Source organism: Aquimixticola soesokkakensis (assembly GCF_900172375.1).
GTDB classification, from domain to species: Bacteria; Pseudomonadota; Alphaproteobacteria; order Rhodobacterales; family Rhodobacteraceae; genus Aquimixticola; species Aquimixticola soesokkakensis.
Window position 1 is genome coordinate 432,510 of the sequence record NZ_FWFS01000001.1, and the last position, 18,804, is coordinate 451,313.

The following is an 18,804-nucleotide window of genomic DNA, read 5'->3' on the forward strand; positions in this document are numbered from 1 at the left end:
CACCCTTCTTCGGTCTGAAATTAGGAATTCAAGATGAACCAGGAACTAACAGCCAACCCGTTCAACCCGTTGGCCGCTCCCAAGACCTTTGATGAAATCAAGGTCTCTCTGGCGTCTCCCGAGCGGATCCTGTCGTGGTCCTACGGCGAGATCAAAAAGCCGGAAACCATCAACTACCGCACGTTCAAACCCGAGCGTGACGGTCTGTTCTGTGCGCGTATTTTTGGTCCGATCAAGGACTATGAATGCCTGTGCGGCAAATACAAACGCATGAAGTATCGCGGCGTTGTCTGCGAGAAATGCGGTGTTGAAGTCACGCTTCAAAAAGTGCGCCGCGAGCGCATGGGCCACATCGAACTGGCCGCGCCCGTTGCGCATATCTGGTTCCTGAAATCGCTTCCAAGCCGCATCGGCCTCATGCTCGACATGACGCTGCGCGATCTGGAACGTGTGCTCTATTTCGAAAACTACGTTGTGATCGAGCCGGGCCTGACGGACCTCACCTACGGTCAGATGATGACCGAAGAAGAGTTCATGGACGCCCAAGACACCTATGGGATGGATGCGTTTTCGGCCAATATCGGTGCCGAAGCGATCCGTGACATGCTGTCCAACATCGACCTTGAGTCTACCGCAGACCAGCTGCGCGAAGACCTCAAAGAGGCGACTGGCGAGCTGAAGCCCAAGAAGATCATCAAACGTCTGAAGATCGTCGAAAGCTTCCTTGAGTCGGGCAACCGTCCCGAGTGGATGATCCTTACGGTCGTGCCCGTGATCCCGCCCGAGCTGCGCCCGCTGGTGCCGCTGGATGGGGGCCGTTTTGCGACCTCCGATCTCAACGATCTTTACCGTCGTGTGATCAACCGGAACAACCGTCTCAAGCGTCTGATCGAACTGCGTGCGCCCGATATCATCGTGCGCAACGAAAAGCGGATGCTGCAGGAATCCGTGGATGCGCTGTTCGACAACGGTCGTCGTGGCCGCGTCATCACCGGCGCCAACAAACGCCCGCTGAAGTCGCTGTCGGACATGCTGAAAGGTAAACAGGGTCGTTTCCGTCAGAACCTTTTGGGCAAGCGCGTCGACTTCTCGGGTCGTTCGGTCATTGTGACCGGTCCCGAGTTGAAGTTGCACCAGTGCGGTCTGCCCAAGAAGATGGCGCTCGAGCTGTTCAAGCCCTTCATCTACTCGCGTCTGGAGGCCAAAGGTCTGTCCTCCACCGTGAAACAGGCCAAGAAGCTGGTCGAAAAAGAGCGCCCCGAAGTCTGGGATATCCTTGACGAGGTCATCCGCGAGCACCCGGTTCTGTTGAACCGCGCGCCCACGTTGCACCGTCTGGGGATTCAGGCCTTCGAACCCACGCTGGTCGAAGGCAAAGCCATCCAGCTGCACCCGCTTGTGTGTTCGGCATTCAACGCCGACTTCGACGGTGACCAAATGGCTGTGCACGTGCCGCTCTCGCTGGAAGCACAGCTGGAAGCCCGCGTCCTGATGATGTCCACGAACAACGTTCTGTCGCCCGCCAACGGCGCGCCGATCATCGTGCCGTCGCAGGATATGATTTTGGGGATTTACTACCTCACCATGCAGCGTCAGGGCATGAAGGGTGAAGGCATGGTCTTCTCCTCCATCGACGAGGTCGAGCATGCGTTGTCTGCCGGTGAAGTGCATTTGCACGCCAAAATCACCGCGCGGATTCCGCAGATCGACGAGCATGGTCAGGAAGTGATCCAGCGCTTTGAAACGACACCGGGCCGTTTGCGCCTTGGCGGCCTGTTGCCGCTGAACGCAAAAGCGCCGTTTGAACTGGTGAACCGTCTTCTGCGCAAGAAGGAAGTGCAGCAGGTCATCGACACCGTCTACCGTTATTGCGGTCAGAAAGAGTCGGTTATCTTCTGTGACCAGATCATGTCGATGGGCTTTAAAGAGGCGTTCAAGGCCGGCATTTCGTTCGGGAAGGATGACATGGTCATTCCCGACACCAAATGGCCGATCGTGGATGCGACCCGTGAGTTGGTCAAAGACTTCGAACAACAGTACATGGACGGCCTGATCACTCAGGGCGAAAAGTACAACAAAGTTGTCGATGCTTGGGCCAAGTGTAACGACAAGGTCACCGAAGCGATGATGACCACCATTTCGACGGCTGCGATCGACGAAAACGGGGCCGAAGCTGAACCCAACTCGGTTTACATGATGGCGCACTCTGGTGCGCGTGGCTCTGTGACCCAGATGAAACAGCTTGGCGGGATGCGCGGCCTGATGGCCAAACCTTCGGGCGAGATTATCGAAACGCCGATCATCTCGAACTTTAAAGAAGGTCTGACCGTGTTGGAGTACTTCAACTCCACCCACGGTGCGCGTAAGGGTCTGTCCGACACCGCATTGAAAACGGCGAACTCGGGCTATTTGACCCGTCGTCTGGTTGATGTGGCGCAGGACTGCATCGTGCGTATGCACGACTGTGGGACGGATCGTGCAGTGACTGCGGAAGCGGCTGTGAACGACGGCGAAGTTGTGTCGTCGCTGGCGGAGCGCATTCTGGGCCGTGTTGCGGCCGAGGATATCCTCAAGCCGGGCACCGACGAAGTGCTGGTCGCCCATAACGAGCTGATCGACGAACGCAAATCCGACCTCATCGAGGCCTCGGGTGTGCAGTCCATGCGCATCCGCTCGCCGCTGACCTGTGAAGCGGAAGAGGGCGTTTGTGCGGCCTGCTACGGTCGTGACCTCGCACGCGGTACGCTGGTCAACCAAGGTGAGGCCGTCGGCATCATCGCGGCCCAGTCCATCGGCGAACCCGGCACGCAGCTGACGATGCGGACTTTCCACATCGGCGGCGTTGCGCAGGGTGGTCAGCAGTCCTTCCAGGAAGCAAACCAGGAAGGCGTCATCGAGCTTCGCAATGCGAACCTGCTGGAAAACGTTTATGGCGAGTTCATCGTCATGGGCCGCAACATGCAGCTGGTCATTGCCGATGAATCGGGTGTGGAACGCGCTTCGTACAAATTGGGCTACGGCACGAAGGTCTTTGTCAAAGACAAAGAAACCATCGCGCGCGGCACCAAACTGTTCGAATGGGACCCCTACACCCTGCCGATGATCGCCGAGAAATCGGGGAAAGCGAAATTCGTGGACCTCATCTCGGGCTTCTCCGTGCGTGACGTGACCGATGATGCGACCGGCATGAGCCAGAAAATCGTGTCCGATTGGCGTTCTGCGCCAAAAGGCAACGAGCTCAAGCCCGAAATCATCATCGTGGGCGAAGATGGCGAACCGATGCGCAATGATGCAGGCAACCCCGTTGTCTACACCATGTCGGTCGATGCCATTCTGTCCATCGAAGACGGTCAGGAAGTCAAAGCAGGTGACGTTGTTGCCCGTATTCCGCGCGAAGGTGCAAAGACGAAGGACATTACCGGTGGTCTGCCGCGTGTGGCCGAACTCTTTGAAGCACGTCGTCCCAAAGATCACGCGATCATCGCGGAAATCGACGGCTATGTGCGCTTTGGCAAGGACTACAAGAACAAGCGTCGCATTGCGATCGAACCGGCAGACGATAGTCTCGATCAGGTCGAATACATGGTGCCCAAAGGCAAGCACATCCCCGTGGCCGAAGGTGACTTCGTCCAGAAGGGCGATTACATCATGGACGGCAACCCCGCCCCCCACGACATTCTGTCGATCATGGGTGTCGAGGCACTTGCCGATTACATGATTGCCGAGGTGCAGGACGTGTATCGACTGCAGGGCGTGAAGATCAACGACAAGCACATCGAGGTGATCGTTCGCCAGATGCTGCAAAAGTGGGAGATCCAGGAGTCCGGCGATACGGTGCTGCTTAAGGGCGAAACGGTCGACAAGGCGGAGTTCGACGAGGCGAACGCCAAGGCGATTTCGAAAAACGGTCGTCCGGCGAAAGGCGAGCCGATCCTTCTGGGGATCACCAAAGCGTCGCTTCAGACCCGTTCGTTCATCTCGGCGGCCTCGTTCCAGGAGACCACCCGTGTGCTTACCGAGGCCTCTGTTCAGGGCAAACGCGACAAGCTTGTTGGCCTGAAAGAGAACGTCATCGTGGGTCGTCTGATCCCCGCCGGTACGGGTGGGGCAACGGCGATGATCCGCAAGGTCGCGCTCGATCGCGACACGACGGTGATCGAAGAAGCCCGCGCCGAAGCCGAAGCCGCTGCTCTTTTGGCAGCGCCTGCGCCGGATATGATCGGTGGCGACAGCTTCGACACCGCCATGGCGGATGTGCCCGAAAGCCGCGACGAGTAAGCTTCGTCCCTTTGAAACGTGAAAAGGCCCCGCGATGAGCGGGGCCTTTTTTTTGACGCGAGCAGGGCAGGGTGGGGCGGTTTCGCCCAAAGGCTAGGCCGGCAACAAGGCCGCGGCCTGTGCCATATGGTGTTGCCAGCGTTCATCCGCGCGAAAGTCGTCGCCGCGCTTTTCGCACATGGCTTGGACGTAATCGGCGCAGCACAGGTGATGCAGGCGCTCGACATCGGGCACTGCGCGGATCTGGGCGTAAACCGCGTCAAAGCGCTCCTTTTGGGCCAATGCGTCGGTGTTGACCTCGTCGTTGCGATTGTGGCGGCGCAGAAAGTCGTCCGTGTAGCGGTCCACACCCGCCGATGCCGATGCGCGCCCCTGTTTGAAAGCGTAGTTTTCACGGGTGCGGATCACGTAGTGATTCACCTGCGCGGTGTCATGGGTGATATATTGCTCATGGGTCAGGGATTTCGGGTTGGTGTCGGGGTTGTAGCCGGAAATTCTGGCGCCATTCGAGCGGATCCAGCGATTGACGCCCTCGTTCCAGGGGCCTTCGCCCTGCCATCCTTTGGGGGAATGCGCTCCGAGCCGCTTAAAGCGGCGCGGTTGGTAGATGAAACTTTTGAAAAAATGGTTCACCCGCGTGCCCGGGCCACCGGCTTGGGTAAACATGCGGTGGGTGAGCTGATCCTCCCAACGGGTCAGCCCGCTGTCGCCGAAAACTTTCCAGTGGATCGCGATACCGGCAACATTGGGTGTCTCCTCCCCCAAGAAAGACGCAAGCGTGCCGTCTTCGGTGTGTAGCACCAGAAATTCGTCGATATCGCAGAGAAAAAACCAGCCCGCCTTTTGCGTCAGCGGATGGGCATGCCCTGCCTTGTGCAGGCTGAGTTTGGGAGGTTTTCCCACCGTCGGGGTGACTTCCAGCGCGGTGAGCCAACCGGCCTCCTGCAGGCGCGCCATCAGCTCCGGGGAATGGTCGGTGCAATCGTTGTAGCAGATCAGAACATCGTCAAAGCCGAGCATTTTCTGCCACGCGACCCACTCCAGAATGAACGGGCCTTCGTTGCGTGTGCAGGTCATGACCAGACTGTCCTGCACGCCGCCCACGGGCGCAGAGGGGGCGGCTTGGGCAGCGGCGGGGCGGGCTGCGGGCGCATGTTTTGGCAGGCTTTTGGCGCGTTTGCGAAACGGCGCGGCGCGATCCTCGTCGGGCGCGCTGTGGTGGGCTGCAAAATCGGCGCAACATAGAGCGTGCAGCCGCGCAACGCCGGCAATCGCGAGAAGTTTGTCCAATTCGGTTTGAAATCGGGTGTCATAGCGGCGCGCGTCGCTATCGTGCGCGCCCGTTGTCTGGGGCGCAGGCCCGCGTGCGTAGGTGTTGATCCGCGCGCTGTCAGGGGGAAGCGGCGCAGGGTCGCTGGCCGATAGGGCCGCAGCCGTTGAAAACAGGCACGCAGGGACAACGGGTGTCTCGGCGGCCTGCAGCAGGGCCGTTTCGTGATGGAAAACCGGCTCGTCCCATAGCGCCTGCGGTCCTGCAAAACCCTGCGTCGGGATCTGATAGGCGCCCTGGCCTGTGTCCAGTCGCGCCGTCAGATCCTCGATCTGCCCGGCCTCCGCAAAAATCACCAAACGCTGCGCAATGTCCGAAAGCAGCGCCCAGTGCGCCGTCTGCACAATCGGGTGCTTTGCGATACGCCGCACCGCCTGTCCTGTCAGGGCGCGGTCGGGATCGGCGGTAAAGGATTTCTGGCTCAGGACACCCTCGCGTTCGAGCAGGCGCAAAAGCTGGGGAGAGCGGTCGGTGCAATCGTGATGCAGGACGAGAATTTCGTCAAAGCCCAGGGCCTTTTGCCACGCAATCCACTGCAACAGAAACGGGCCGTCGTCTTGCGTGAGTGCGATCGACACACTGGTTTGTCGCGGCATTGACCTCTCCTCGCCATCCCCATACGCAGACGACGTTAGGGTAGCCCCCCGACAGAGAAAAGGAAAATGCGCAGCGCGCCGCAGGGACGCGCGTGCCGCGAATTGCAGCGCAGCGCGAACAGGTGGCTCTGGCGCGCCTCTCTGTGTTGACAAGCTATCCGACTCTCCATATACCGCGCGCATCCGGCTAAAGGGGGCTCCCTCTTTTTTGCCGATCTCTAAATCGTAGTGATCAAGATGCGGGCCATTTTGCGGCCTTCATCCTCTGGGAACTCACCGCGTCGTTCGCCTCGGAATGGGAACGATTGCGGGTTTTTGTGTTATGCGCATGCGTCTGACACTGCACATCGTAATCTTCCCGGTGAAAGCCGTGGTTGCCAAAGTTAGGAAACGGGAAAGAGCCCTATGCCAACGATCCAACAGCTGATCCGCAAGCCGCGTCAGCCCAAAGTAAAACGCTCGAAGTCCCAGCACCTCGAGTCCTGCCCGCAAAAACGTGGCGTTTGCACCCGCGTGTACACGACGACTCCGAAGAAACCGAACTCCGCTATGCGTAAAGTCGCCAAAGTGCGTCTGACCAACGGTTTCGAAGTCATCTCCTACATCCCCGGTGAAAGCCACAACCTTCAGGAACACTCCGTGGTTCTGATCCGTGGCGGCCGTGTAAAAGACCTTCCGGGTGTCCGTTACCACATCCTGCGCGGTGTTCTGGATACCCAAGGTGTTAAAGATCGTCGTCAACGTCGTTCGAAATACGGCGCTAAGCGTCCGAAATAAGGAGAGACCGGTATGTCCCGTCGTCACGCCGCTGAGAAGCGCGAAGTTCTGCCCGACGCCAAATTTGGCGACCGTGTGCTCACCAAGTTCATGAACAACCTCATGATCGATGGCAAGAAATCTGCCGCCGAGAAAATCGTCTACAACGCGTTTGACCGCGTCGAAGACAAGTTGAAAAAAGCGCCCGTCGAAGTCTTCCACGAAGCCCTCGACAACGTGAAGCCTTCCGTCGAAGTGCGCTCGCGTCGCGTCGGTGGTGCAACCTACCAGGTGCCCGTCGAAGTGCGTCCCGAGCGTCGTGAAGCGCTTGCGATCCGTTGGTTGATCAACGCCGCCCGTTCGCGCAACGAAAACACCATGGAAGAACGCCTTGCCGGTGAGCTGCTTGACGCAGTCAACGGCCGCGGTTCTGCTGTGAAAAAGCGTGAAGACACCCACAAGATGGCCGATGCGAACAAAGCATTCAGCCACTATCGTTGGTAATCTGACCGCCGGATAATCTGACGCTGGCGGCCTTCGGGTCGCCAGCCATCTGAACTCAGGCCCTAGGACCCGCACCCATGGCACGCGACTATCCCCTCGAACGTTACCGCAACTTCGGTATCATGGCGCACATCGACGCAGGTAAAACCACCTGCTCCGAGCGTATCCTCTACTACACCGGCAAGTCCCACAACATTGGTGAGGTGCACGATGGTGCGGCCACCATGGACTGGATGGAGCAGGAGCAGGAACGCGGCATCACGATCACCTCGGCTGCGACCACCACTTTCTGGCAACGCCAAGAAGAGCCCACCGAAGAGGGCACATCCGATACCAAATTCCGGATGAACATCATCGACACCCCCGGCCACGTTGACTTCACCATTGAAGTCGAGCGTTCGCTCGCGGTTCTCGATGGTGCTGTTTGCGTTCTGGATGCAAACGCTGGTGTTGAGCCCCAAACCGAAACTGTGTGGCGTCAGGCTGACCGCTACAAAGTTCCGCGTATCGTGTTCGTCAACAAGATGGACAAGATCGGCGCCGACTTCTTTAACTGTGTGAAAATGGTTGCGGACCGTACCGGTGCGCGTCCTGTGCCCGTGTGCCTGCCCATCGGGGCGGAAACCGAGCTGGAAGGTCAAATCGACCTGATCACCATGCAGGAATGGGTCTGGCGCGGTGAAGATCTCGGCGCAAGCTGGGTCAAAGAACCCATCCGTGCAGAGCTTCAGGATCTCGCCAACGAATGGCGCGCCAACATGATCGAAGCCGCCGTCGAGCAAGACGACGACGCGATGATGGAATACCTCGAAGGCAATGAGCCCGATGAGGCGACCCTGCGCAAACTGCTGCGCAAGGGCACGCTGGCGCTGGACTTTGTTCCCGTGCTCGGTGGTTCCGCGTTCAAAAACAAAGGTGTTCAGCCGCTTCTCAACGCTGTGATCGACTTCCTGCCGAGCCCGCTCGACGTTGTTGACTACATGGGTTTCAAACCCGGCGATGAAGAAGAAGTTCGTAACATCCCGCGCCGTGCAGACGACTCCATGCCGTTTGCAGGCCTTGCGTTCAAAATCATGAACGACCCTTTCGTGGGCTCGTTGACCTTCACCCGCGTTTACTCGGGCGTGCTGAAAAAAGGCGACAGCCTTTTGAACTCGACCAAAGGTAAAAAAGAGCGCGTCGGTCGTATGATGATGATGCACTCGAACAACCGTGAAGAAATCGAAGAAGCATTCGCTGGCGACATCATCGCGCTTGCAGGCCTCAAAGACACCACCACGGGTGACACGCTGTGCAACCCGCAGGAGCCGGTCGTTCTTGAAACGATGACCTTCCCCGAGCCTGTGATCGAGATCGCGGTCGAGCCCAAAACCAAGGGTGACCAAGAGAAAATGTCGACGGGCCTTGCACGTCTGGCAGCCGAAGATCCCTCCTTCCGTGTGGAGACCGACATCGAATCCGGTCAGACCATCATGAAAGGCATGGGCGAGCTTCACCTCGACATCCTCGTTGACCGTCTGCGTCGCGAGTTCAAAGTCGAGGCGAACATCGGTGCACCGCAGGTGGCCTACCGTGAAACGATTTCGCATGAAGTCGAGCACACCTACACCCACAAGAAACAGTCGGGTGGTTCGGGTCAGTACGCTGAAGTCAAGATGATCATCACCCCGACCGAGCCCGGCGAAGGTTTCTCCTTCGAGAGCAAGATCGTTGGTGGTGCGGTGCCCAAGGAATACATTCCCGGCGTCGAAAAAGGTGTGCGCTCGGTCATGGACTCCGGTCCGCTGGCTGGCTTCCCCGTCATCGACTTCAAAGTGCAGCTCATCGACGGTAAGTTCCACGACGTGGACTCCTCGGTCCTCGCCTTCGAAATCGCTGCCCGTATGGCGATGCGCGAAGGGATGCGCAAAGCTGGTGCAAAACTTCTCGAGCCGGTCATGAAAGTCGAAGTGATCACGCCCGAAGAGTACACCGGTGGCATCATCGGTGACCTTACCTCCCGCCGGGGTCAGGTTCAGGGTCAGGACACACGCGGTCACGCGATTGCAATCGACGCATTCGTGCCGCTCGCGAACATGTTCGGCTACATCAACACGCTGCGCTCCATGTCCTCGGGCCGCGCGCAGTTCTCGATGGTCTTCGATCACTACGAAGCAGTGCCGCAGAACATCTCGGACGAAATCCAAAAGAAATACGCATAAGCGCTTTTCGGGGATCGGAGCTGCCTCCGGTCCCCACCTAGAATAACAGGAGGCCATTATGGCTAAGGCAAAGTTTGAACGTTCCAAACCGCACGTTAACATCGGCACGATTGGCCACGTTGACCACGGCAAAACCACGCTGACCGCAGCGATCACCAAATACTTTGGTGACTTCCAGGCCTACGACCAGATCGATGGCGCACCGGAAGAGAAAGCGCGCGGGATCACGATCTCGACGGCGCACGTCGAGTACGAGACGGAAACCCGTCACTACGCGCACGTTGACTGCCCCGGCCACGCCGACTACGTCAAGAACATGATCACCGGTGCTGCGCAGATGGACGGCGCGATCCTGGTTGTGAACGCGGCTGACGGCCCGATGCCCCAGACCCGCGAGCACATCCTGCTCGGTCGTCAGGTGGGCATCCCCTACATGGTCGTCTACATGAACAAAGTTGACCAGGTGGATGACGAAGAGCTTCTCGAGCTCGTCGAAATGGAAATCCGCGAATTGCTGTCTTCCTACGAGTACCCCGGCGACGACATCCCCGTCATCCCCGGCTCGGCGCTTGCCGCTCTGGAAGGTCGCGACGAGGAAATCGGCGAGAAGTCGATCCGTGCGCTTCTGGAAGCTGTCGACACCTACATCCCGACCCCCGCACGCGCGGTGGACCAGCCCTTCCTGATGCCGATCGAGGACGTGTTCTCGATTTCCGGTCGTGGGACGGTTGTGACCGGTCGTATCGAGCGCGGCGTGTTGAACGTTGGCGAAGAGATCGAAATCGTCGGTATCCGCGACACGAAGAAAACCACCTGTACCGGTGTTGAAATGTTCCGCAAGCTGCTTGATCGCGGTGAAGCTGGCGACAACGTTGGTGCGCTGCTGCGCGGTATCGACCGTGAAGGCGTTGAGCGCGGTCAGATCCTCTGCAAGCCCGGTTCGGTCAAGCCGCACACCGAGTTCGAAGCGGAAGCCTACATCCTCACGAAAGAGGAAGGTGGCCGTCACACGCCGTTCTTCGCGAACTACCGTCCCCAGTTCTACTTCCGCACGACGGACGTCACTGGCACCGTTCAGCTGCCCGAAGGCACTGAAATGGTCATGCCCGGCGACAACCTGAAGTTCGGCGTTGAGCTGATCGCACCGATCGCCATGGAAGAAGGCCTGCGCTTTGCTATCCGCGAAGGCGGCCGCACCGTCGGCGCTGGTGTTGTGTCGAAGATCGTTAAGTAAGAACGATCCCGAGACGCACAGATACGTGTGTCGAAGATCGTTAAGTAAGAACGATCCCGAGACGCACAGATACGTGTGTCGAAGATCGAAGAAGAGAAGGGCTCGCGAAAGCGGGCCCTTTTTGCATGGCCCTTTTTGCATGGCGCGCGGGCTGTCAGGGATATATTTACGAAAACGGCCAAGGCGTCGGAGTTAAATGTTGAAATGACGGGCGCTGACCTGTATTGGGCACCAATTCGCTTCGTGCGAAGTGAAAGGGTGAGTCGTGACTCGCCCTTTCAGGGTTCGACGTGGGGGGCGCATGGTGCGTCTTCGACCTCTCAACCAGAAGCCGCGAAAGGCACTACCTATGCAGTCGCAAAACATTCGCATCCGGCTGAAGGCTTTCGATTTCCGTGTACTGGACGCCAGCACGCAAGAAATCGTCAACACCGCAAAGCGCACTGGCGCTACTGTGCGTGGCCCGATTCCCCTGCCGAACAAGATTGAAAAGTTCACGGTTCTCCGTGGGCCGCATATTGACAAAAAATCCCGCGACCAGTTCGAGATCCGCACGCACAAGCGTCTGCTCGACATCGTGGATCCGACCCCGCAGACCGTGGACGCGCTGATGAAGCTCGACCTCGCGGCTGGCGTGGATGTCGAGATCAAGGTCTAAGGAGGGTATTCGATATGTTGCGCTCTGGTGTAATCGCCAAGAAAGTGGGCATGACCCGCTTGTTCATGGAAGACGGTAAGCAGATCCCTGTGACCGTTCTTCAACTCGACGGCCTTCAGGTTGTTGCTCAGCGGACCTCCGAAAAGGATGGCTACACAGCCGTTCAGCTCGGTGCAGGGTCTGCAAAAGCAAAACGCACCTCGAAAGCCATGCGCGGCCACTTTGCCGCCGCCAATGTTGCGCCCAAGCGCAAGATTGCAGAATTCCGCGTTGACGCTGAAAACCTCATCGCTGTCGGCGAAGAGCTTTCGGCTGACCACTATTTTGAAGGTCAGTTCGTCGACGTTGCGGGCACCTCGATCGGTAAAGGTTTTGCCGGTGCGATGAAGCGTCACAACTTCGGCGGTCTGCGTGCGTCGCACGGTGTGTCCGTTTCGCACCGTTCGCATGGTTCGACCGGTCAGTGTCAGGATCCGGGCAAGGTTTTCAAAGGCAAGAAGATGGCTGGTCACATGGGTTCCGCCCGCGTCACCACGCAAAACCTTCAAGTCGTCAAAACCGACTTCGACCGTGGCCTGATCATGGTCAAAGGCGCCGTTCCCGGTTCCAAAGGTGGCTGGGTCACGATCAAGGACGCCGTGAAGAAACCGTTCCCCGAGAACGCCGTTCTTCCCGCTGGTCTGAAATCGGCTCAAGCTGCTGCTGCTCCGGCTGAAGAAGCCACCGCTGAAGGGGGTGAAGCATGAAACTTGATGTGATCAAACTCGACGGCGCTGCTGCTGGTACGTTGGACCTCGATGAGGCTCTGTTCGGCCTTGAGCCGCGCGCCGACGTTCTGCACCGTGTTGTCCGCTGGCAGCGTGCACGTGCCCAACAGGGGACGCACAAAACCAAAGGTCGCTCGGAAGTCAGCTACTCCACGAAGAAGATCTACCGCCAAAAAGGCACCGGTGGCGCACGTCACGGGTCCCGCAAGGCGCCGATCTTCCGTAAAGGTGGTATCTACAAAGGCCCGACCCCGCGCAGCCACGCACACGACTTGACGAAAAAGTTCCGTGCGCTCGGCCTCAAGCATGCTCTCTCCGCGAAAGCAACTGCTGGCAACCTCGTGATTGTGGAAGATGCGAAACTCGCAGAAGCCAAAACCGCGTTCCTCGCCAAAGCAGTGAAAGAGCAAGGCTGGAAACGCGTTCTGGTCATCGACGGGACCGACGTTTGCGAGAACTTCAAAGCTGCGGCTGCGAACCTCTCCAACGTGGACATCCTGCCGACCATGGGCGCCAACGTCTATGATATCCTCAAGCGTGACACTCTTGTCATCACGCGCGCGGGTATCGAAGCTCTGGAGGCTCGCCTGAAATGACGACCAAAGCAGAACTCTACGATGTGATCCGCAAGCCGCTCATCACCGAGAAAACCACAATGGCCTCCGAAAACGGTGCCGTGGTTTTCGAAGTGGCGATCGACGCAAACAAACCCCAGATCAAAGAAGCAGTGGAAACACTCTTCGGCGTGAAGGTCAAAGCGGTCAACACCTCGATCACCAAAGGTAAAGTCAAACGCTTCCGCGGTATGCTCGGTAAGCGCAAAGACGTTAAAAAAGCCTATGTCACCCTCGAAGAGGGCAACACTATCGACGTGACCACAGGTCTCTGATAGAAGGCACCGAATCTCCGGCCCCTACCGTTGTGTGGGGGCCGGATTTTATTCTGGAACATGATCTGGTTTGCGGCATCTACCGCGGGAACCACCGGTTCCAGGTCTCGCTCTGCGCACCCTCCGGTGTTCAGATTCAGTGTGGAACGGCGCGAGATCGCCGGTCCTAGACGAAACGGGCTGCACCCAGAAACGGGGGCATATAGCCCAGAAGCTAACGGAAGACAGAAAGCATGGCACTCAAGTCGTACAAACCGACGACGCCTGGCCAGCGTGGGCTGGTTCTGATCGACCGTTCGGAGCTTTGGAAAGGTCGCCCCGTCAAATCCCTCACCGAGGGTCTGACGAAGAACGGCGGTCGGAACAACACCGGACGGATCACGATGCGTCGCATCGGTGGTGGCGCGAAACGCCTCTACCGTATCGTTGATTTCAAACGTAACAAGTTTGACGTCGCAGCAACGGTTGAGCGGATCGAATATGACCCCAACCGCACCGCGTTTATCGCGTTGATCAAATATGAAGATGGCGAGCAGGCTTATATCCTCGCTCCCCAACGTCTCGCCGTTGGCGACAAGGTGATTTCCTCGGCCAAGGCCGACGTGAAACCCGGGAACGCGATGCCCTTCTCCGGCATGCCGATCGGTACCATTGTCCACAACGTCGAAATGAAGCCCGGCAAAGGCGGCCAGATCGCCCGTGCTGCAGGCACCTACGCTCAGTTCGTGGGCCGCGATGGTGGCTACGCACAGATCCGTCTGTCCTCGGGCGAACTGCGTGCGATCCGTCAGGAATGCATGGCCACCGTTGGTGCCGTGTCCAACCCCGACAACTCGAACCAGAACATCGGTAAAGCCGGTCGGAACCGCCACAAAGGCATCCGTCCCTCCGTGCGTGGTGTTGTGATGAACCCGATCGATCACCCCCATGGTGGTGGTGAAGGCCGGACCTCTGGTGGTCGTCACCCTGTGACACCCTGGGGTAAGCCGACGAAGGGTGCGCGCACTCGTAAGAACAAGGCGACGGATAAATACATCATCCGCTCGCGTCACGCTCGGAAGAAGGGTCGCTAAGATATGGCACGTTCTATCTGGAAAGGCCCGTTTGTGGACGCTTACGTCCTCAAGAAGGCCGAAAAGTCTCGCGAGTCGGGCCGTAACGAGGTCATCAAGATCTGGTCGCGCCGCTCCACCATCCTGCCGCAGTTCGTTGGTCTCACCTTTGGTGTGTACAACGGCCACAAGCACGTTCCCGTCAACGTCTCGGAAGACATGATCGGTCAGAAGTTCGGTGAGTATTCGCCGACTCGCACCTATTACGGTCACGCCGCTGACAAAAAAGCGAAGCGGAAGTAAGTCATGAGCAAGGCAGCTAATTCCCGCCGCGTGGCTGACAACGAAGCAATGGCAAAAGCCAAAATGCTTCGCGTTTCGCCGCAGAAATTGAACCTCGTCGCACAGATGATCCGCGGCAAGAAAGTCGGCAAGGCCCTCACGGACCTGACTTTCTCCAACAAGCGGATCGCAGCAGACGTGAAGAAATGTCTTCAGTCCGCAATCGCGAACGCCGAGAACAACCACAACCTCGACGTCGATGAGCTCATCGTCGCCGAAGCTTGGGTTGGCAAAAACCTCGTCATGAAACGTGGGCGTCCGCGCGCACGTGGCCGGTTCGGCAAGATCATGAAGCCGTTCGCGGAAATCACCATCACGGTGCGTCAAGTCGAGGAGCAAAACTAATGGGTCATAAGGTTAACCCGATCGGTATGCGTCTTCAGGTGAACCGCACCTGGGACAGCCGCTGGTACGCCGATTCCAAGGATTACGGTGATCTTCTTCTGGAAGACATCAAGATCCGTGATTTCATCAAGGAAGAGTGCAAAGCCGCCGGCATCGCCCGCGTCATCATCGAGCGTCCGCACAAAAAGTGCCGCGTCACGATCCACACTGCGCGCCCGGGCGTGATCATCGGCAAAAAAGGCGCCGATATCGAAACCCTGCGCAAGAAGATCGCAAAGATGACCGACTCCGAGCTGCACCTCAACATCGTTGAAGTGCGCAAGCCCGAGCTCGACGCGGCCCTCGTGGCCGAGTCCATCGCTCAGCAGCTCGAGCGTCGTGTGTCTTTCCGTCGTGCGATGAAACGCTCGGTGCAAAACGCAATGCGTCTTGGTGCTTTGGGTATTCGTGTGAACGTTGCCGGCCGTCTGGGCGGTGCAGAGATCGCACGGACCGAATGGTACCGCGAAGGCCGCGTGCCGCTGCACACCCTGCGCGCCGACATCGACTACGCACATGCAGAAGCATCGACCGCTTACGGCATCATCGGCATCAAAACCTGGATCTTCAAAGGCGAGATCATGGAGCATGACCCTCAGGCTCATGACCGTCGTCACGCTGAACTCCAGGAAGGTCCGGCGCCCCGCGGCGACCGCGGCCGTCGTTAAGGAGATCTGATCAATGCTTCAGCCAAAACGTACAAAGTTCCGCAAGCTGCACAAAGGCCGTATCCACGGTCAGGCAAAAGGCGGTTCGGATCTGAACTTCGGTGAGTTCGGCCTGAAAGCCGTCCAACCCGAGCGTGTAACCGCACGCCAGATCGAAGCAGCACGTCGTGCCATGACGCGTCACATGAAGCGTCAGGGCCGTGTCTGGATCCGTATTTTCCCCGACACTCCCGTGACCTCGAAACCCACCGAAGTTCGTATGGGTAAAGGTAAAGGGTCCGTGGATTTTTGGGCATGCAAGGTCAAACCCGGCCGTGTGATGTTCGAAATCGACGGTGTGTCCGAAGATGTCGCTCGTGAAGCCCTGCGCCTCGCAGCGATGAAACTTCCGGTGAAAACCCGCACAGTGATGCGCGAAGACTGGTAATTCGGCGCGCCGCCCTTTGCGGGGCGGCCCTCCGGACCAAAAGAAACCCCCGCCGAGCAATCGGCGGGGGTTTTGTTTGTCAGAACACGGGTCCGCTCAGGCCCAGCGGTAGTTGAAGCTGACCGAGATGCGGTTGTCTTCGGCGAAATTCATCGGGACCTCGTGGCGCAGCCAGCTTTCCCACAGCAGCACGTCCCCCACCTTCGGCGCGACGTAGACAAAGGTTTTGAGGTCCGCGCGCACGTCTTTCTTGCGCGGTGGCGCGGCCATCATGGCCCCAAAGCGCGGGTCTTCCAGTTTCAGCGCCGACGTGCCCTCGGGCATCGCCACATAGGTGGTGCCGCTGATGACGCTGTGGGGATGGATGTGGGAGCCGTGCGACCCGCCTTCGGGAAGCACGTTGATCCAGATGTCTTCCAGTTCCAGCTTGCGCCCGTCAAGGTCGAACTCGAGGTCTTCGGCAAAGGCGGCAACGTGTTTGTCGAGCGCTTCGACCACCTGTTTGAAAATCGGAAAGCGCCAGGGAAGGTCGCTCAGGGAGGCGTAGCTGGTGTAACCGGGATAGTTGTTGGCTTCGCACCAGTCGTGGCCCGCATCGTCATCTTCGGCGATAACGAGACAGGAGTTTTCAAGTTCTTGCGCGTCTATCTTGGGGCCGTACTCGGAAAGGGCGGCGCGGTAGAGGCGGGTGACAAAAAGAGATTCGATATGTGCCATGATCCCCTCATAGCGCAGCGGGCGGGACCGCGCGAGGGGGCATCAGTGGCGCGCTTCAACCTTGTTTTGCAGGAAGTTCAGGTTTCCCTTGCTTGATGGGGGAGCGTCCCTTATAGAGCGGCATCTACGGATTCCCGCACGCGGGATTCGTGTGTTTTATCATCCGCTCATCAGGCAAAGGGTGACCCACGATCAAACGTGTTGGGGCTCTCTGGTGATTAGAAAAAGGACAAGGCTATGAACGCTCAAGAATTGCGTGACAAAACGCCGGACCAGCTCCGTGAGGACCTGGCCAACATGAAAAAAGAGGCTTTCAACCTCCGTTTCCAGCAGGCCACCGGCCAGCTCGAAAACACCGCTCAGATGCGTAAAGCACGCCGTAACGCGGCCCGTGTGAAAACCATTCTGAACCAAAAAGCCCAAGCGGCTGCGGAATAAGGAGCGAGACCTATGCCCAAACGTATTCTTCAAGGTACTGTCACCAGCAACCAAAACGCACAAACCGTCACCGTGTCGGTCGAGCGTCGCTTCAAGCACCCGCTGCTGAACAAAACCATCCGTAAGTCCAAAAAATACCGGGCTCACGATGAGAACAACCAATTCAACGTCGGTGACACCGTCCGCATTCAGGAATGTGCGCCGAAGTCGAAGACCAAACGCTGGGAAGTGCTCGTCTAAGTCGACGGTCAAAGCCCAGTTAATCGAAACCCTGGGGGAATGGGCAACTGCAAGCCCCCCCAAAGGTCGGGAGAAACCACATGATCCAGATGCAGACCAATCTGGATGTAGCTGACAACAGCGGCGCTCGCCGTGTTCAGTGCATCAAGGTCCTCGGCGGTTCGCACCGTCGTTACGCGTCCGTGGGTGACATCATCGTCGTATCGGTGAAAGAAGCCATTCCGCGTGGTCGCGTTAAGAAAGGTGATGTCCGCAAGGCCGTCGTCGTTCGCACCGCGAAAGAAGTCCGTCGTGAAGATGGCACCGCGATCCGTTTCGATCGCAACGCTGCCGTTATCCTCAACAACGCAGGCGAGCCTGTCGGTACCCGTATCTTCGGGCCGGTTGTGCGTGAGCTGCGTGCGAAGAACTTCATGAAGATCATCTCGCTTGCTCCGGAGGTGCTGTAATGGCTGCTAAGCTCCGTAAAGGCGACAAGGTCGTCGTATTGTCCGGCAAAGACAAAGGCAAACAGGGCGAAATCGCCACTGTTTTCCCTGCCAAAGGCAAAGCAATCGTTGAAGGCGTGAACGTCGCAGTGCGTCACGTTCGTCAGTCGCAAGCATCGCAGGGTGGCCGCGTGCCGACCGCAATGCCCATCGACCTGTCGAACCTTGCGCTGCTCGACGCAAACGGCAAAGCAACCCGCGTTGGCTTCCGCATGGATGGCGACAACAAGGTCCGTTTTGCAAAGACCACGGGAGACGTGATCTAATGCTCGACGCTGCAACCTACACCCCGCGTCTGAAGGCGCTCTATCAGGACAGCATTCGTGCCGCTCTCAAAGAAGAGTTCGGCTACACCAACGACATGCAGCTCCCGCGCCTCGACAAAATCGTTCTCAACATCGGCTGCGGTGCAGAAGCTGTGCGTGACTCCAAGAAAGCCAAATCGGCTCAGGAAGATCTCACTGCAATCGCCGGCCAAAAGGCACTCGTCACGAAAGCCAAGAAATCCATCGCTGGTTTCCGCGTTCGTGAAGACATGCCCTTGGGCGCGAAGGTTACCCTTCGTGGCGACCGTATGTACGAATTCCTCGACCGTCTGATCACGGTAGCAATGCCCCGTATCCGCGACTTCCGCGGCGTATCGGGCACTTCTTTCGACGGCCGTGGCAACTACGCCATGGGCATGAAAGAGCACATCGTGTTCCCCGAAATCAACTTCGACAAAGTCGATGAGGTTTGGGGTTTGGACATTGTCATCGCGACCACCGCGAAAACCGACGCAGAAGCAAAGAGCCTGTTGAAAGCTTTCAACATGCCCTTCAACAGCTGATCGCGC

Annotated in this window: 21 protein-coding genes; 19 read left to right on the forward strand and 2 right to left on the reverse strand. The window is 58.2% G+C overall.

Features of this window, described 5'->3' with window-relative positions; translation table 11 throughout:
• Positions 1-33 precede the first annotated feature (33 nt).
• A complete protein-coding gene (gene rpoC / locus AQS8620_RS02095) occupies positions 34-4,278 on the forward strand; it encodes a DNA-directed RNA polymerase subunit beta' (protein ID WP_085835151.1) in 4,245 nt (1,414 codons plus the stop codon).
• 93 nt (positions 4,279-4,371) lie between these two features.
• Here the strand turns inward: rpoC and AQS8620_RS02100 are convergent, their stop codons facing one another.
• A complete protein-coding gene (locus AQS8620_RS02100) occupies positions 4,372-6,204 on the reverse strand; it encodes a glycosyltransferase family 92 protein (protein WP_200809576.1) in 1,833 nt (610 codons plus the stop codon).
• A gap of 405 nt (positions 6,205-6,609) precedes the next feature.
• Between AQS8620_RS02100 and rpsL the strand changes: the two genes are divergently transcribed.
• The 13 genes from rpsL to rplP all read left to right on the forward strand — a co-directional run bounded on the left by rpsL (position 6,610) and on the right by rplP (position 16,086).
• Positions 6,610-6,981: a 30S ribosomal protein S12 gene (rpsL, locus tag AQS8620_RS02105; RefSeq protein ID WP_085835153.1), complete on the forward strand. Its 372-nt coding sequence runs from the start codon at positions 6,610-6,612 to the stop codon at positions 6,979-6,981.
• A gap of 12 nt (positions 6,982-6,993) precedes the next feature.
• On the forward strand, positions 6,994-7,464 hold the full coding sequence (gene rpsG / locus AQS8620_RS02110; protein WP_085835154.1) for a 30S ribosomal protein S7: 471 nt from the start codon (positions 6,994-6,996) through the stop codon (positions 7,462-7,464).
• Between the two features lie 77 nt (positions 7,465-7,541).
• Positions 7,542-9,665, forward strand: coding sequence for an elongation factor G (gene fusA, locus AQS8620_RS02115; RefSeq protein ID WP_085835155.1), 2,124 nt, complete (start codon positions 7,542-7,544; stop codon positions 9,663-9,665).
• Positions 9,666-9,723: 58 nt separating this feature from the next.
• Positions 9,724-10,899, forward strand: a complete 1,176-nt coding sequence (gene tuf, locus AQS8620_RS02120; RefSeq protein WP_085835141.1) for an elongation factor Tu — start codon at positions 9,724-9,726, stop codon at positions 10,897-10,899.
• 349 nt (positions 10,900-11,248) lie between these two features.
• Positions 11,249-11,557, forward strand: a complete 309-nt coding sequence (gene rpsJ, locus AQS8620_RS02125; protein WP_085835156.1) for a 30S ribosomal protein S10 — start codon at positions 11,249-11,251, stop codon at positions 11,555-11,557.
• Between the two features lie 14 nt (positions 11,558-11,571).
• A complete protein-coding gene (rplC, locus tag AQS8620_RS02130; protein ID WP_085835157.1) occupies positions 11,572-12,303 on the forward strand; it encodes a 50S ribosomal protein L3 in 732 nt (243 codons plus the stop codon).
• Positions 12,300-12,920 carry a 50S ribosomal protein L4 gene (gene rplD, locus AQS8620_RS02135; RefSeq protein ID WP_085835158.1) on the forward strand — a complete coding sequence of 207 codons (621 nt, stop codon included), beginning with the start codon at positions 12,300-12,302 and terminating at the stop codon, positions 12,918-12,920. The genes rplC and rplD overlap by 4 nt, the downstream gene beginning before the upstream one ends.
• On the forward strand, positions 12,917-13,213 hold the full coding sequence (locus AQS8620_RS02140) for a 50S ribosomal protein L23 (RefSeq protein WP_085835159.1): 297 nt from the start codon (positions 12,917-12,919) through the stop codon (positions 13,211-13,213). The genes rplD and AQS8620_RS02140 overlap by 4 nt, the downstream gene beginning before the upstream one ends.
• 233 nt (positions 13,214-13,446) lie before the next feature.
• Positions 13,447-14,286 carry a 50S ribosomal protein L2 gene (gene rplB / locus AQS8620_RS02145; protein WP_085835160.1) on the forward strand — a complete coding sequence of 280 codons (840 nt, stop codon included), beginning with the start codon at positions 13,447-13,449 and terminating at the stop codon, positions 14,284-14,286.
• Positions 14,287-14,289: 3 nt separating this feature from the next.
• Positions 14,290-14,568 carry a 30S ribosomal protein S19 gene (rpsS, locus tag AQS8620_RS02150; protein WP_085835161.1) on the forward strand — a complete coding sequence of 93 codons (279 nt, stop codon included), beginning with the start codon at positions 14,290-14,292 and terminating at the stop codon, positions 14,566-14,568.
• Positions 14,569-14,571: 3 nt separating this feature from the next.
• On the forward strand, positions 14,572-14,952 hold the full coding sequence (gene rplV, locus AQS8620_RS02155; protein WP_085835162.1) for a 50S ribosomal protein L22: 381 nt from the start codon (positions 14,572-14,574) through the stop codon (positions 14,950-14,952).
• Positions 14,952-15,659 carry a 30S ribosomal protein S3 gene (gene rpsC / locus AQS8620_RS02160; RefSeq protein ID WP_085835163.1) on the forward strand — a complete coding sequence of 236 codons (708 nt, stop codon included), beginning with the start codon at positions 14,952-14,954 and terminating at the stop codon, positions 15,657-15,659. Before rplV ends, rpsC begins: the two co-directional genes overlap by 1 nt.
• Positions 15,660-15,672: 13 nt before the next feature.
• The gene (rplP, locus tag AQS8620_RS02165; protein WP_085835164.1) at positions 15,673-16,086 is read left to right on the forward strand and encodes a 50S ribosomal protein L16; all 414 of its coding nucleotides are present in this window, start codon (positions 15,673-15,675) and stop codon (positions 16,084-16,086) included.
• A 96-nt stretch (positions 16,087-16,182) separates the two neighbouring features.
• Here the strand turns inward: rplP and AQS8620_RS02170 are convergent, their stop codons facing one another.
• Positions 16,183-16,803, reverse strand: a complete 621-nt coding sequence (locus AQS8620_RS02170; RefSeq protein WP_085835165.1) for a TIGR02466 family protein — start codon at positions 16,801-16,803, stop codon at positions 16,183-16,185.
• Between the two features lie 237 nt (positions 16,804-17,040).
• Between AQS8620_RS02170 and rpmC the strand changes: the two genes are divergently transcribed.
• From rpmC to rplE, 5 genes are all read left to right on the forward strand, one after another.
• On the forward strand, positions 17,041-17,241 hold the full coding sequence (rpmC, locus tag AQS8620_RS02175; RefSeq protein WP_085835166.1) for a 50S ribosomal protein L29: 201 nt from the start codon (positions 17,041-17,043) through the stop codon (positions 17,239-17,241).
• Positions 17,242-17,253: 12 nt separating this feature from the next.
• Positions 17,254-17,481 (forward strand): 30S ribosomal protein S17, encoded by a 228-nt coding sequence (gene rpsQ, locus AQS8620_RS02180; RefSeq protein WP_085835167.1) that lies wholly within the window; start codon positions 17,254-17,256, stop codon positions 17,479-17,481.
• 80 nt (positions 17,482-17,561) lie between these two features.
• Positions 17,562-17,930 (forward strand): 50S ribosomal protein L14, encoded by a 369-nt coding sequence (gene rplN, locus AQS8620_RS02185; RefSeq protein WP_038073566.1) that lies wholly within the window; start codon positions 17,562-17,564, stop codon positions 17,928-17,930.
• Entirely contained in the window at positions 17,930-18,235 is a 306-nt protein-coding gene (gene rplX, locus AQS8620_RS02190) for a 50S ribosomal protein L24 (protein WP_085835168.1), read from the forward strand. The genes rplN and rplX overlap by 1 nt, the downstream gene beginning before the upstream one ends.
• Entirely contained in the window at positions 18,235-18,798 is a 564-nt protein-coding gene (gene rplE, locus AQS8620_RS02195) for a 50S ribosomal protein L5 (protein ID WP_085835169.1), read from the forward strand. Before rplX ends, rplE begins: the two co-directional genes overlap by 1 nt.
• Positions 18,799-18,804: the final 6 nt, after the last annotated feature.